Annotated in this window: 6 protein-coding genes and 3 pseudogenes; 1 reads left to right on the forward strand and 8 read right to left on the reverse strand. The window is 63.3% G+C overall.

Going from position 1 to position 15,166, the window contains the following annotated elements; genetic code table 11:
* Window positions 1-60 precede the first annotated feature (60 nt).
* Window positions 61-564, forward strand: a complete 504-nt coding sequence (locus EJ077_RS15720; RefSeq protein ID WP_135864711.1) for an OmpA family protein — start codon at window positions 61-63, stop codon at window positions 562-564.
* A gap of 83 nt (window positions 565-647) precedes the next feature.
* On the opposite strand, the pseudogene EJ077_RS32800 reads toward EJ077_RS15720, so the two are convergent.
* The 8 genes and pseudogenes from EJ077_RS32800 to tagH form a co-directional block, all read right to left on the reverse strand.
* A pseudogene (locus EJ077_RS32800) lies at window positions 648-1,873 on the reverse strand (caspase domain-containing protein).
* Window positions 1,874-2,104: 231 nt separating this feature from the next.
* Window positions 2,105-4,533 (reverse strand): annotated as a pseudogene (locus EJ077_RS15730) (peptidoglycan DD-metalloendopeptidase family protein).
* Window positions 4,530-4,961: a DUF1036 domain-containing protein gene (locus tag EJ077_RS15735; protein ID WP_245458429.1), complete on the reverse strand. Its 432-nt coding sequence runs from the start codon at window positions 4,959-4,961 to the stop codon at window positions 4,530-4,532. Before EJ077_RS15735 ends, EJ077_RS15730 begins: the two are co-directional and overlap by 4 nt.
* A gap of 81 nt (window positions 4,962-5,042) precedes the next feature.
* Window positions 5,043-7,747: pseudogene (locus tag EJ077_RS15740) on the reverse strand (protein kinase).
* Window positions 7,744-8,523 carry a PP2C family protein-serine/threonine phosphatase gene (locus EJ077_RS15745; protein ID WP_135864720.1) on the reverse strand — a complete coding sequence of 260 codons (780 nt, stop codon included), beginning with the start codon at window positions 8,521-8,523 and terminating at the stop codon, window positions 7,744-7,746. The pseudogene EJ077_RS15740 and the gene EJ077_RS15745 overlap by 4 nt, the downstream one beginning before the upstream one ends.
* A gap of 135 nt (window positions 8,524-8,658) precedes the next feature.
* Window positions 8,659-12,189, reverse strand: a complete 3,531-nt coding sequence (gene tssM, locus EJ077_RS15750; RefSeq protein WP_208695179.1) for a type VI secretion system membrane subunit TssM — start codon at window positions 12,187-12,189, stop codon at window positions 8,659-8,661.
* Window positions 12,189-13,703, reverse strand: coding sequence for a type VI secretion system protein TssL, long form (gene tssL, locus EJ077_RS15755; protein WP_208695180.1), 1,515 nt, complete (start codon window positions 13,701-13,703; stop codon window positions 12,189-12,191). The genes tssM and tssL overlap by 1 nt, the downstream gene beginning before the upstream one ends.
* Before the next feature lie 292 nt (window positions 13,704-13,995).
* Window positions 13,996-15,060, reverse strand: a complete 1,065-nt coding sequence (gene tagH, locus EJ077_RS15760; protein ID WP_135864726.1) for a type VI secretion system-associated FHA domain protein TagH — start codon at window positions 15,058-15,060, stop codon at window positions 13,996-13,998.
* Window positions 15,061-15,166: the final 106 nt, after the last annotated feature.

Below are 15,166 nucleotides of genomic sequence, written 5' to 3' on the forward strand. Positions count from 1 at the left end.
TCCTCTCAGACAGGAGTGACGGTCATGCGATGGGGCAGTTCAGCCTTGGCATTGGCGGCCATGCTTCTTGCAACGCACGTCCTTGCCGATCCGCTTCAGAAATCGGAAGACATCGTCAAGTTCTTCGCCGGACAGACCGGCAATCTCGGTGCCGCGCGCGGCATCTGCGTCGGCTCGGAGGAAGAGTGCAAGAGCAAGGCCGAGAAGACTGGCTCAGCTCAACAAAAGACCGGTCTCGACATGATGATCAATTTTGCCCTTGATTCCGCGCAACTTGACCAGACGGCTCGCACCGAACTCGACGAGTTCGCCAAGGCGCTGAAGGACAATCGGCTGAGCACGTTCAGCTTTGTCGTTGAAGGTCATACCGATGCAACCGGCACGGATCGCTACAACCAGGACCTGTCGCAGCGGCGGGCCAAGTCGGTGGCAGCGTTCCTCGAAGCGAACGGCGTTGAATCGGCGCGGCTCGAAGCGATCGGCCTGGGCAAGTCGCACCCGCGTGTCGCCAATCCCTACGATCCGGTCAACCGGCGCGTGGAAATGCGCATCAGGACCGAGTAGGCGGTTGCCGCCAGGCTGATCTTTAACAGCGACACTGGCAAGGGATCTCGCCCAAACGCCGGTCACCCCTTGATGCCTTCTGATCAATGTTTGAGCGCGCTGCCGATCATAACGCCGGTGCCGAAAATGAGCGCCCTGGCCAGGAAGTCATTATTGTCTCTCGGCGGCGGTTCGTCGCGCACGATGATCTCGCTGCTGCGCCTGCGCTGGACAACCTGCTGTTGCTTGTGTGGCACCGGCTTCAGGGTACGGGTCTTCTGCACGACCCGTCCCTTCGGCGGCGCCGCAGTCTGCTTGCCCGCCTTCATCTGGTCGATGTCGAGCCTTGCCACCGTGGCGAAGCGGCCGCCCGGGAACTGGTCGAGATACGCCTCGTAATAGGGAATGGCATTGTTTTTCGAGGCCTCATCCCAAAGGCGTTGCTCGACCTCCCAGGATGGGGGATCGGTGGCCACCGGCTCAGGGGCGGGCGAGGCCGACGTCTTGGCTGCATCGGCGATTGGCGCCGCCGCCGCTTGTGCCGCTGGCTTGCCAAGGAAAACCTCGCGCCCCAGCGATGCGTTGTGCCATGGGCGCTGCCGACCTTGCGTGGCTTCTGTCACGTCGCCGCGCACGCGCGTCAGCGCGCTCTGGATCTCGCCCCCGGGCTCGGTGAGGTGCTTGGCCAACGCCAGCGAGTAGGGGCTGTCGACGCCGTTGCCGTCGAAAGCGACAGCACGGTCGCGTAAGCAATCAAGACACCGCCGGCGCCGACGCCGTCTGCCTTTGCATCCACCGGCGCGAGGCGGGCACCGAGCGAGCGGCTCTTGGGCAGCGCCGTGGCCAGCGTGCGAGCCAGCGGATTGTCGCGGCAGGCATCGAGGATGATGATGCCGACGGCGGGATCGGCAGGCAGCGCCGCCATGAACTCGTCGATCTGAACTGTGCGGGTCTTGAGATAGGCGGGTGAGGTCAGATCGGCATCGACCGGTATGAGATAGTTCTTGCCGTCGACCTGCATGCCGTGGCCGGCGTAGAAGATGACCGCGAGGTCCGCGTTGTAGGATTCTTCGGTGAATTTGCTGATCAGGCCATGCATGCCGGCATTGTCCTGATCGACGCCTTCGATCACTTCGAAGCCGGCGTTGCGCAGCGTCGACGCAATCAGGTGGGCATCGTTCGCTGGGTTCGGCAAGGCAACGGCGTTGACATATTTGCTGTTGCCGATGACCAGCGCGACACGCTTGCTCTCGGCTGTTGCGGCCTGGACGCCGAAGGCGGCAAGGATGGAAAGGACAAGTCCGCTCAAAAGGATGGCAAACAGTTTCATGGATCAGCCCTCCGGCCCGTCGGGGCACACTATTGATCTCTGCGCATGCTCAATTCGTCAGGGACAATGTCGCCTCGGCCAAAATGGCTCTCAGGCTTATGTCGCCCCGACGACAGTTTAGGTTCACCGGGTGCACTCTGGCCTCTGCAAATATTTGCCGACATACCAGCCGCCAGTGTCAAAACCGATCGACCAGGCGATCGTTGTGTCGCTTTTGAGCCGGGACGGTCACTAACCTGGCTCAAGCGTCTCTTGGATTGAATTGAGCAGCGCGGTTATCGCCTGTTTGTACTTCTCGAACTCCGGCGACGTCTGCCGGACCTCGGTCGTGGTTGTCGCCGGCTGGGTCTGATCGGTCACCACGCGCGGCACTTTCTGCCCCATTTTCCGCTCGGCCCACTCGATGACGTAGCCGACGGTCTTGCCGGTCAGGAACGGGTTGGCCTGGATCACCGCTGCGCCCAGAACGGCGCTCAATTGCGACGAACCCGGCGCCGCCAGCACCTGGTGCGCCCCCTCCATGCCGAGGAAATGGCAAAGATACAGGCGCCCGGCGGTGATCTGGTGGCCGCGGGCGCGCAGATAGGCCTCGCCTTCGCGCGCCAGGTTACGCACCATTTCGCGCGACAGCGTCGCGTCATAGCGAAGCGCGAGCAGGTCGGCGGGCGAAAGCGATCGGGCAAGGTCGGGACGATAGGTGTTCATCATCCGGATCCAGGTCTTGGTGATGAACTGGCCGGCGCCGGTTGCCGACGAGTTGGGGTTCTTGGCGCGGGCGCTGCCGCCGCTTTCGACGTGAACGATCCGGTCGGTCAGCGTCTCGACCGCGGAATCGCCGGGCCCGCCGGAACTGACGGAAACGGCGGTGGCGACTGCGGTGACTGTCCCGAGCGGGTCGATCGCCTCGCCGTTCTCGTAGAGCTCGAAATGCAGATGCGGGCCGGTCGAAAGCCCTGTAGTGCCGATATAGCCGATGACGTCGCCAGCCTTCACCTTGGTACCGACACCGCCGGCGATGGCGAATTTTTGCATATGCGCATAGCGCGTCTCGCGGCCGTTCGCATGCGTGATCTTCACCAGATTGCCATAGCTGCCGCCATCGCCCTGGAACGAAATCTCGCCGTCGAAAGCGGCCATGACAGGCGTCCCAACCGGAGCCGCCCAGTCGACACCCTTGTGGATCCGAACCGTGCCGAGGATCGGATGCTTGCGTGGGCCGAAGGTCGACGTCATCACCCCGGCGACCGGCGTGACCATGCCGTGGGCTATGGACAGCGAACGGACCTGATCATCGCCCGTCACGCAGGCATACTGGCCGTCGCTTTGCTGATAGACGAAGCAGTCGAGGTTCTTGTCCTTACCGAGGACGCCGACGTAAAGCACCCGTCCGGATATCTCGCCTTGGCCGCGCGGAGTCTGCGAGTAGATCAGCACCAGGCGCTGGTCCTCGCTGGCGAAAGCGTCGAGATCCTGTCCCCTCGACAGATACGTGATCGCTTCGCCGATCACGCTGGTCGGCACCTTGTTGCGTGCCGCGGTCGAGTAGATTGCGTCGAGCAGGCGGTACTGCCGCTTGGGCCCCCCTGGTCCGAGGCACCGGAATAGTTGAAGAGGTCCTCGCGAACCCAGGGGTCGACCCCTGAAACGAAGGCGCCCGCGGCGTTGCGCGTCAGCGTACCGACATAGACGTTCCTTGCATAGACCGAGACCTGCATCAGCGACAGCGTCGTCGTCTCGCGGTTCGGCCGGAAGCCTCGCATGGCGACCACAAAACCGGCCTCGAGCCCATCGCGCTTGAACAGCGCTTTCAGCGCCTCACCCGCAAGCCTGGCGTCCTCCTCGGAGAAATGCGCGTCGAGCGCCACGCTTTCCAGGCTGCGGTCGTTGAGGATTTTCACGAAAGTGTCCTCTGTCGCCGCGAAGCGCTGATATTCGCTGGTGACGGTCGCGGCTGTGGTGTTGTTCTCGATAGCGGTTCTCTTGAAGGCGGGGAGCGCTGCCTCTCCCTGGTCGATGGTCTCGCCCCAGCCGGCCTCGGGGTCGTCTGCGTCGGCTTTGGGCGCCGAACCGGCGGGGATATCGCCCGCATCCGGCGGCGCCTGCAGGTCGTTCGCCAGATCGCCCGGTTGGTCGTTGGGCGCAGGTGCGGGCGAGGTCGGTTGCTGATCGTCTGGTGCTGCAGCGGAGGACTTCGGAGCAGTCTGCCGCTGCGCCTGGAAGAAGGCAAAATCCTCCTGCGTCGACGGGATCGTCGTCATGAACTTTTCGCTGGCGCTCAGCATCACGTCGGATAGAATCTCGATCTGCGGCGAGGCCCCGGAACTATCGAGTTCGGCCGGGCGCGCAACCGTGTGGCCCTTCGCGGCGCTGTCCGCATCAGGCGCCAGCGCGATCCACATCGGGTCACCGGCAAGGTCAATGATGGCCGGCACATAGACCGAGGCGTCGGGCGGCACGTCTTCCATACCTTCGACGGGATGCAGTTCCTCATCCTCGTCGCCGAACGACCAGTTGTCCTTGGTAAGATAGAAGCCGGTGGCGATCGCGATGACGGTGAGCGTTGCAACGCCAGCAAGAACGTGGCGCCAGAGTTTGCGTCTGCGCTCGGCCAAGCGCGCCAGCTTCTTCTGTTTGAAGCTCCTGTCGATGCTGTGCGTCACGGGCTGTTTCCGGTCAGGAAATAAGTCCAGCGCACCTGCTCCAGCGTATCGACCTCGACGAAACGCGCCGCGATGTGACCGCGCTGCCAGCACTCCTCAATGCCACGGATGGAGAAGCGGCGCCGATCAACGCACATCTCGGTCGATCCGTTGAGGATCGCGTGGCCGAACACGTCGGTCGCGTAGAGGTAGATGTAGCGGTTGGCCAGTTCCTCGCGGATGATGTTCACGCAATGGTTGGCGCCGATGGTCCACCAGCCATCGGTCTGATCGGCATTGTCAACCTTCTGTCCGACGGCGAGGTTGACTACGTCGAGCGTCTGGTTGCAGACAGTGAATTCGGCATGCGCCCTGCTGGTCGAGAGGACAACGAGCAGCGCCGCGCCGAACAGCGCGGAAAGTGCCAGGCGGTGGGAGAAGTCCGGCAATAATCGAAACCAACTACGCTTTGTGCGTGACGAGGGCTGGCAAAATGAATGCGAGGGGCGAAGGTCCATCGGCGTTCATATCTATCCGCCGAGCCGGAAATATTTGGCGCTGGCGGAGAACCGCGAGCCGTCGGAGCCGATCTCCTCGAGGATCTTTGGCAAAAGCTCGGAGACCGGTGTCGGTCTCGAGAACATCGCGGCCTGGATGTCCTTCGGTCCGGTGATCACCAGCATGATCTGCGGCAGGGCCTTGCCTGCCGCCTTGTCGGCGGCGCCTAGACCGATCGGGATGTTGAAAGTCGCCTTGTCGGCTTGTGCCACGATGCGATCGTCCAGGTTGAAGGCGATGCCCCTGTGGTCGATCAGCATGACGTTGGAAACCAGCCCGCCATGCGTTACCAGCGTGCCGCTGATCGGCGCGCCATCAGGCACCGATGTCCGGTCGAGAACGAGCTGCGGACTTTCCACTCGGTTCCGGTCGATGAAGCGCAGGAAGTTTGTCACTTCACACTGGGGTTGCTCGATGAGACGGACGCTGATGTCCGGCTCGACATGGAACCTCGACCGAAAATCATTGAGCATCCGCTCGAACGGCTGCACGGTGGTTGCGAAGCCCTCGATGGCGCTGGCGTTGTCCGGTGCCAGCGACGCGTAGAAGCAGTCGCCGCCGCTGAAGTCGCGCACCCATGAGGCGTGTTGCGCCGTCTCGTCGACCGCCTTCGCCGGCGGAACCGCCGGCTTGGGCACATTGATCGCGACTTCGGTATTTTCGGGCTGTGTGGTTACCGGCAACTGCGGTTGTTGGGACGCCTGCGCCGTCTGTGTTGGCTCTGATGGCGCGGTTGGTGGCGGCTGGCTGGCGGTCGGGGTCGCCGGCTGTTCAGCCGGCGGGCTGGTCGGCTGCGCCGGCACGGGGCTCTGCGCAATCGGAGGCGAGGAGGCGTTCGGCTTGGCCAATTTGGACAGCGTGTCGACGAGGTCGGTTGCGCTTGGTTTTGTCGCCGGCGGGGTTGCCTCCTGTGCCGGCTTGCCCTCTGCCACCACCTGGCTTGGCTCGAACGCCTTCGGCGGCGCGCTGGCTGGTTTTGACGAGTTCGCACTCTCCTCAGCCTTTGGCACCGGCACTGACGTTGGCGGGCTCGCGGCCGGCGTCTGGACAGGCTTGATCTCGACCGGCGGCACTTGTGCTTGATTGGTGTTGGCCGTGAATTCGGGCTGAGCCGTAGTCGGTGCCGGCTTGCCTTTGGGCGACACTGGCGGCTCCTGCTTGTCGGTCGTCATTGGCTGCGCTGCCGTCTCCTGCTCTGCGGGCTGCTGTGATTTTGTTGCCTGCCGCACCTCCGGCCTGGGGGTCGGCACCGGGGTTTCGGCGGCCTTGGCAGGGTCCGGTTTCTGCTCGCCTGCCGCGTCCGCCTGGTTCCCAGCCGGCATTGCGGGCTTCATCTGTACATCCGGCAGGGCAGGTGGCTTTACCGTTTCGACGGTGGCAGCGCTGTCAGATTTTGACGGCTCCGGCTGAGGCTGCACCGGTGATTGTGGCTTAGGTTTCGATGCTTCCGCTTGCGGTGTTTGGGCCACCGGCTTCGGTATCAAGGGCTTGAGTTCCTTTTCGGCCGGCGGTGGCGCCAGCATGCCACTGAAGTAAACGCCGCCCCCCAACAGGACCGCCAGCGTCACAAGGCCGCCAGCGACAGCCGGCATCCGCGACGATTTTCGCGGCGAAGCCGGCATGGGCTTGCTGGCCGGCGCGGGCGCGGGCGCCGGCCGTGGTTGTGACAGATGCGCCGGTCGCACATGTTCAACAAAGTGCTTTTCGCCTGCGGACGTCGAAGGCCGCGGCCCCGACTCGGCCAGCGCCGTCCAGCCGGCGCGCGGCAAGCCCGAGCGGTCACGCGGACCATACGATGCCGGCGGCGACGTCACGTCGACATCCTCGCCACGCGTTTCCCTGGCGATGTCGGCCATGCTGGCCGGCCGATCGCGCGGATCCGGCTGCAGCATCGCGCCGACGAGCTCGTGGAAATCGGGGTCGATGTCTGACAGGTCCGGCACGGTCCGACGTTTCTCGATCACCTCGTACTGCGTACCGCTCATATCGAGAGGCTTCCCGCGCAGCGCGGCGGCGAGCACCAGGCCAAGGCTATAGATATCGGACTGCTCGCTGACCTCGCCGCCGTAGAGGCCGAGCTGTTCGGGCGAAACGTAATTGTATTTGCCGGCGAACTTGCCGCCGATCAGCGTTTCACCACCTGCGGTCGCTGACCGGGCGATGCCGAAATCGATGATCTTGGCGCTTTCCACCCGCCCGCCAGGCAGGATGATGTTGTCCGGCGACAGGTCCCGGTGAACCGCGCCCGCCTGGTGCACCGCGGCGAGCCCCGATGCCAGGCGATGGCAAAGCCGCCGCACGTCTTCCCCCGCATCGGTCCGCGACGCATCACGTCGAACAGGGACTGGCCGTCCACGAACTCCATCGCGAGATAAGGGCGGCCGATCCTCGGATCGATGGTGAAGACGTGATAGCGCACCACCGCGTCATGCGACAGATGATTGAGGATCGACGCTTCCTTACGGAACAGCGACAGGATCGTCTGATCGCGGGCGAATTCTGGCAGTACGATCTTGATCGCCACATGGTCGCCGGTTTGGATGTTGTGGCCGCGATAGACTTCTCCCATGCCGCCGGAGGCTATCCTTTCGTCGAGTTCGTAAATGCCGCTGAGCTGTGTGCCGACGCCGGCATAGATGTCGTTCGTCGATATCCGGGTCTTGTCGTCGTCGCTCATCTCGCCAGGCTCTCCGCTTCGGACCGATCCGAATGGAGCGCACCGTTGCGCCCGCCGCCGATCTTCACGAGTACGATGGTCACATTGTCGATTCCGCCGCGCGCCAGCACCGTCTCCAGCAGGCTTCGGCACGCCGCCTGGGGCGTTGCGGATCTCACCGCGGCTTCGATCTCGGCGTCGCTGACATGTGCCGTCAGTCCGTCGGTGCTCAGGACGAAAACATCTCCCGGCATCAGCTCGCCCTGCTGGAAATCGATCTTGAGTTCATCGCTGACGCCGACGGCATGGGTGATGACATGGCGGCGCGGCCAGGTAAGCGCTTCCTCCGCGCTGATCATGCCGCGGTCCAGCAACTCCTGGACCTCGGTGTGATCCTTTGAGACCTGAAAGATCGCGCCGTTGCGGACCAGATAAATGCGGCTGTCGCCGGCCCACAGGCCAGCGAACCGTCCGTCCATGGCAAGCAAAGCCGCGAAGGTCGAGCCGATGGTGATGCCGCGGGATCGCGAGATGTTACGGATCTCGGAATTGGCGCGGCTCAGCCGGTCTTCGAAGCGCGCACGAAGGTCCGGTGCCGAGCTCGCAATGCCGATCGTCGCCAGATGATCGACGATGCTGGCCGACGCGACCTCGCCGGCCTCGTGGCCGCCCATGCCATCGGCCACCACCCACAGGCCGGTCTGCGGCTCTATCAGGTAGTTGTCCTCATTGTGGTCGCGCACGCAGCCCTGATGGCTCACGCCGAAGCTTTCGATGGGAAGGGCGACAGAGCTCAATTTGCCACCAAGCGCTTCGCGAGCGTCCTCTGTGACCAAGCATGGGCAGGGTGCCCAAGCCACTTTGCCACAAGCGCATACGTTAGAGTACCGAAATGAGCGCTGTGGCTGGCGGTGCGCTGGAACACAGCCATGTCAGAACGCCTTCGGACAGCTGAAGCCGGACAGGGCCGGCAGCAGCAAGGGGTTAGGCCCCGGTCCGATCTGCATCGTGTAAGCGACGTCCCGTCCGCCGATCACGAAACGGGCTTCGGTGTTGGCGCCTTTGGCGGTGATGGTCGCCTTGTCCAACAGACGCCTAAAGGCCCACGGTCCTTCGAATTTGAGAGCGGAGTCGCGGCCTGGCATTTCCGGCATCAGGCTGAGGCTGGCGGAACCAGAGGCAGTGCTGTTTGGCCAGGTCACTGTGCTTGGCGCGCTCCCCGCCTGGCTACTCTGGACGGTCTGGCCGTCGATGTTGAGAACCGCGTTGTTAGCGTCGCTATTCAGCGAAAAAGGCGTGACGGTAATCGAAACCGACGGCACCGAGCCGCCGGAAGGGAAGAAGGCGCTGCGGATCTCGGCGGCCGCCTGAAATGATCTCAAGGTCGACTTCGCCAGGTCGCGGCTGGAGCGGACATCCTGCCTCCAGGTCCATTCCTGGCCGGTCATGTCGATCAGCGGCGCAAGGTTCTGCGCGAAGAATCGGTCCATCAGCCCGCCCGGCGCGAAGAGCTTGGCGAAATCCGCTATCGAGATATCTTCGGTGCCGTCACTGGCGAAGGGATAGCGACCGTTGACCGCCTCCTCGCAGGCTCGCGTGACCGTCTGGTCGAGGTTCTGGTTGAGGTTGGCCACCGAGGCTTCGGCGACATTGCCTTCAAACTCGTCCGCTGCCGCGTTGACCATGCGCGCCAGCGGCTTCGGAAGGCGGGAGGCATTGGCGTGCAGCGTGGAGATCTGCAACTGCAGGTTGGCGTTGGCGCGTTCGGTCTGGGAAGGGACATCGGCCGAAAGCTTGAGGTTTTGAAAAATATCGCGGAAATTCCGCGTCAACGCATCGAGCGGCCGCCGTCCACTGACGCCGCTAACCAGGGCCTGGAACGATCGAAACTGTGCCTCGACGCCCGCGCCGGCATTCTGCGCGACAGCCGAATCCAGTCCGGCTCGGCTCTGCGACTTGCCGCCGGCGATCTGCAGGCCGATGCGTGCCAGACCTTTGGCCATGCTGGCTGGGTCCTCTTGCGCTGCGCTGCTCTCGCCCTCGGCCGTGGTGTTCTGCTTCGTCAATGCAGTCTCATCGGCGATCGCCGTGAACAGCTGATCGAGAGGCGAGTCCGGCGCGGCGAGGGCGGAAAGCGCGAGATATTGCGGCTTGTCCTTGAGCAACGCCTTGAACTTCAGCTGGTCGAGTACGCGGTGCCATGCGGAGGAGAATTCCTCGCCGTAGCGGTCGATCAATTCTGGACCGAGCTTGGGCAGGTCCTGGTCGATGCCGCCCTGTTCGCCGCCTCCGCCGAGCACCCACTGGTCGTTGACGAGCAGTTGCGCGATGCGCGAAAGCTGTGGCAGGAAGAAGCGGTTGAAGCCGGCGCGCGTGTAAAGTCCGGGAACGTTGAGATCGGCGAGATCGCTGCCGTCCATGCGTTCGAACAGCAGCTGCGCCTCGGGGCCGGCTTTCGCTGCAACGGAGAGGTCTTCCAGCCTTGCGGCGTAGACCGCTGACTTGATCAGCGCCGAAGCGCGGTCGGCAAGGCTCATGCGCCCAAGCGAGCGTTGCGCGGCTTCGATCAGCGGCTGGTTGAGTTCAAAGACGGGATCGTAGGCGTCGTCGAGCGCGAGCATGGCGCGCAGATGCTTTTCGAGCTGCGCGCGGCCCTCGCTGTTGCTTTCGCCGGGATAGCGGTTCTCTTCCCAATCCTGCCTCATCCAGGAAACGATCAACTCGTCATCGACCTTCGGGGCCTTGCCGCCCAGCATCAGGTAGATCTTCAGCGGCTCATAGAGCGCGATCGGATCGGCCATCTTGGCCTGGATGGTGCGCTCGGCCTGCACCAGGAGCCGGGAGCGGAATGTCCGCTCGAGGGCTTGCCGATAGGCAGTTCTGGAGGCTGACAGCAGCCTCTCGTGCTGGCTAAGCCCGAACGACTCCTCGATCGGGTTTGCCTGGTCGCCGTTCTCGAAGCCGGCCGGCAGGTTGCGCAGCTGATCGAGCGGGCCGATGACGTTTTCCAGGTCGACGTCGGTCACCGTCGTGCTCTTGAGCAGCGAATCCGCGCTGTCGCGATACTGTGCCATCGCCTGCCTGGTGGAGGCGATGAGTGACTTGTTGGCGAAGAAGCTGAGGCCAAGCACGCCGAGAGCCGCCAAGGCCGCGAGCGCAATCGCGGCGAGGCCGCCAAGTCTCGCGAGCCTAGTGCGCCGTTCGGCCGCCCGGTCGAAGGATACCCAGCCCGATTCCGGGAAGATCACCTTGGTCAGGAGATCGTGCAGGAAGAAGCTCTTGCCTGTGCCGGAAAGATGCGCCTGCGAGGTGGTGCCGAAGCTGCGGCCGATCGAGCCCAGCACCTGATCGAACGGTGTTCCTTCCTGAGTACCAGAGGAGAAATAGAGGCCCCGTAGGCTGACATTGACATGCGATCGAGAGGTATCGAACAAGCTGGCGATGAAATGAGTTATCCGGTTCCTGAGGGCACCGAACTGTGCCGGGAAGCCGAAGATGGCGATGCGCGCTACCGGGTCGGCCTCTTCCTGCAAGCGATCGACGACCTCTTCCGCCAAGCGCTTCGCCAGACCGTCGAATTCGGCCGGCGCCTCGCCGGCCATGTTCCTTGTGCGATCGACGGTCTGGAACGTCGTGCCCCACACCTTGCGCCTGCGCGCTTCGTCGAATTCACCGAAATAGTCCATGAAGCCGGAGACGAGATCGGCCTTGGTGAAAAGCAGATAGACGGGAAACTGTATCTTCAGCGTCTCGTGCAATTCGCGCAGGCGGCTTCTTATCTCGGTGACATGTGCCTCGATATGCTGGTCGTCGAGGCCGATGAGATCGGCGAGGCTGATGGCGAGGATCACGCCGTTGATCGGTTGCCTGGCGCGGCTTTTCTTGAGCAATCCGAGGAAGGCGAGCCAGCTTGCCTTGTCGCGCTCGCGGTCCGATTCCTGCGTCGTATAGCGGCCGGCCGTGTCGATCAGCACTGCCTCGTCGGTAAACCACCAGTCGCAGGACCGTGTGCCGCCGACGCCAGCCACCGGCTGGGCATTGCCGGAGCCCGCAAGCGGAAACGTCAGCCCGGAATTGACCAACGCCGTCGTCTTTCCGGCGCCGGACGGGCCGATGATGATATACCAGGGAATATCGTAGAGGAAATTGCGCTTGCCGCTCGTCCGTTTCAGCGTCGCGATGGCTTCGCTCATTCGCGCTTCGAGCACCTGGGCATCGTCGTTCCGCTCATCGCTGAACACAATGGCCGTTTCGAGCACCTTTTGCGCCTTGCGCCTTTGCCAGAAGCGAACGCCGTAGAACAGCGCAAGCCCCGCCACGGTCGCGCCGATCGTGGCCGCCCTGAGCCAGACGGACCCGAGCGGGGGGGTGTCGGCGAAGCGGATCAGCGGTCCGGCATACCAGACAACGGCCGAGAAGCCGGCCAAGGCAAGCATGCTGAAAATCCGCGACATCCAGCGCATCAGTCGCCGTTCCCCGCTGGGTCGGTCTGCAAGGTTTCCTGTTTCGGGATCATCACGTCCACGCGGCGGTTCTTGGCGCGGCCCTCCGCTGTGGCGTTATCAGCGATCGGCTCGTCCTCGCCCTTGCCGTCGATGCTCAGGCGCGATGGATCCTTCAATCGCTTGGCGATCATGGCCTGCACCGCTTTTGCACGCGCGACGGAAAGATCGAAATTCGACTTGAACGTGCTCGACTTCTTCGGCTTCACATTGTCGGTGTGGCCGACGATCTTGATAGGCCCCGATTCGGCATCGAGCGCCGTGGCGATATCCCCCGCGACGGGCTGGAACTGTGCCGTCAACTCGGCCTGGCCGGATACGAACAAAAGCTGGTTGCTGATCGCGACAACGATGAAGTCGCCCTTCGTGCCGACGCTCAGTCCGCCGCCGGCGATCTCCTTGGCGAGTGCAGTACGGATGCGGTCGATCTGCGTGGTGTGTGGAGGAGCGGGTGGCGGCGGGTTGGCTTGCACCGGTTCGGCGGATGTCGCCACGCTGGCGCGTTCAATGGTGACCGGGGTGGAAGGATTGAGCGCCAGCAACGCGCTGGCGGTTGCATCGCCTTCATCGGTGATCAGGATCCGTAGCCCGAAAAAAGCCGCCGTCACCAAGGTCGCGGCGGCGGCTGCGATCGCCGACAGAGGCAGCCGCCCTCCTGGCCTGGCCATTGCCGCCGCCATGCCATGCCACCGGGGCGAAATGTCCTCAGCGGCGCGCGGCCTGAAATAGCGCAGCGTGTCGTAGACGTCGCGCCGAACGCGATCGAGTTTGTTCCGTTCGCCGGACAATCCCCGATACTGGCCCTCGAACCCCAGCGACAGGCAGGCATGCATCAATTCGAGCAGGTCGTAATGCGCTTCAGGCTTGGCGAGGATGTTGTTCAGCGCTTCATAGAAGCCGGTGCCTGTCGGTTGTGTGTGGAAGAACTGCACCACCAGACTGTGCTGAAGCCAGGTTTCCTTGTTCGGCCAGGGCAGGTTGCCGACGAGATCGTCGGCGGTTTCGCAAAGCGCAAATTTCGCGATCCGTGCGTCTTCTTCCCCAATACCGGCTTTGGTAATGATATGGTCGAAGGTCTCGATGGCATCTGCGATATGCTCCGCCAAGGCTGCGGCCTGCCGTTCGACCGGTATCAGCCGCAGCTGACCGAACAGCATGAGCAAGGGGGCTGCGGCGGCAAGGATAGGATTTGTCGCGGCATACTTCACGCCAGCAGTGGCGTCGAGCAAGGCGTCGTGCTGCAACGCCGGTGCCGCCGCGGGCTCAGCTCCGTGGCTGGCCCCCTGAAAGACCATGGTTCCGGACGACCAGCCGGGGGGCATTTGTCGGCCGAGGCCCGGGTCGAACACCGTCGATTCCCTGGCGGGTGATGGAGCAGCGGAACTATCGGGAGCCACGCGCGGCTTTTGCCTTGGCCGTGGCGCGCGGATGACGGTTTTGTCCGGCGGCTCAGAGGGATCGTCCTTCGATCTCATCGGCGCACCACCGTCGAGGTGCTATGGGGATATTCCAGGTGGGATGAGAGGCGCCTACCAGGCAGGGTATCAACAGCGAGCCGGATGGAAAGACTTATCTTGCCGAAACATGACATTCCTGCACACGCCCCAAGCCACGCCGCTTTGCCAGCAGGCAAGCACCCATGCGCTATCCTAGTCGCACCAGAAGCCGATTGAAATCGGAAAGCAGGATGATCAAGGAAGCGGCTTCTTCCACGGGGTCCCTCACACAGCCCGTAAGAGCGTTGCTGACGACATTTGCCGAGCGCGGCTATTTCTGCTTGCCAGCCTTCGCGTAGGCTTCGGCGAAATAGGCGAGGAAGACGTCCAGCATACCGTTTTCGTGCTTGTCCTCCATCGTCCGCCACGTTGCGACCAGCGCATCCCAGGCTTGGCTTTTCCTGGATGAAAAGGACGCAGGCGGGATTCTTTTGGCGATCACCTCCGGCGACAGGTCGTCGAGTAGCCTCGAGAGCGCGGCCTGCATGGCGGCGTAGGTCGCGATTTCGTGGGTCTTCAGGTCGCGGAACGCATCCTCGATGCTATGCCTGGCGTCGAGATAGCCGGCCCGGCGCTTGGCAAACATGATCTCGAGTATGTCGTCGGTGCCCGGCACGAATTTCAGTGGGTTGTTGTCGTCGGCGCCGATCATCGTGCGGTGCGCGCTTTTGGCGAGCACCTTGGCCGCCGCGCGCGCCTTGAGCAGCAAGGACAGTTGCTCAACCGTGGTTCTCAACACCGCACCGATCTCGGCAGCGACGTCATTCGGGTCGCGCGACTGCAACAACTCAGGCGATAAGCCGGCCGCCCTGGCGATATCGCGCAGTATCTCGTCCGCTTCCCCTGGCTGCCTGGCCGGGACAGCGGGGCTGGACTGCAGCACTGAAGACGTTGACACCGGCGTTGCCTCCGCCGGCTTGTGGAACAGTGCGCTGCCGAGTTCCAGCGGCGTTCCCGTCGAGGGCGGCAACTCGCGTTGCGTCGAACCGGTCCTGGCTTGGGGATGACCGGTGACGACGCGCTCTTCGTCGACCGAAACGGCGACGACATAAGGGCCGATCAGCAGCCGGTCGCCTTGGGCCAGCCGATGCGGCGCATTCATGCGCTGGCGGGAGCCGTTCACGAAAGTGCCGTTGCGCGAGACGTCATGAAGCCAGAACGAGCCCGCCTGATAGTGGACTTCGCAATGCCGGCCCGAGATGAACTTGTCGGGGTCGGAAAGTGTCCAGTCGCAATTTTCGCGCCCGATTTCGAAGCTGCGGTCGCGGGCGGCATAGCTCGTCGCGATGCCTGGCGGCAGTCTGTCAACATTGCTGATCTGGAGCGAAATGAACATTCGACGCCACTGGCAACCCTGAAATCCTAGACATTCTAGCATCTTGCCAGCGCAGTGGCACAGGTGCCCTTCACATGAATGCATGCCACGGTTTAGCCATTGCTTC

This window comes from Mesorhizobium sp. M8A.F.Ca.ET.057.01.1.1, from assembly GCF_003952565.1.
Classification (GTDB): domain Bacteria; phylum Pseudomonadota; class Alphaproteobacteria; order Rhizobiales; family Rhizobiaceae; genus Mesorhizobium.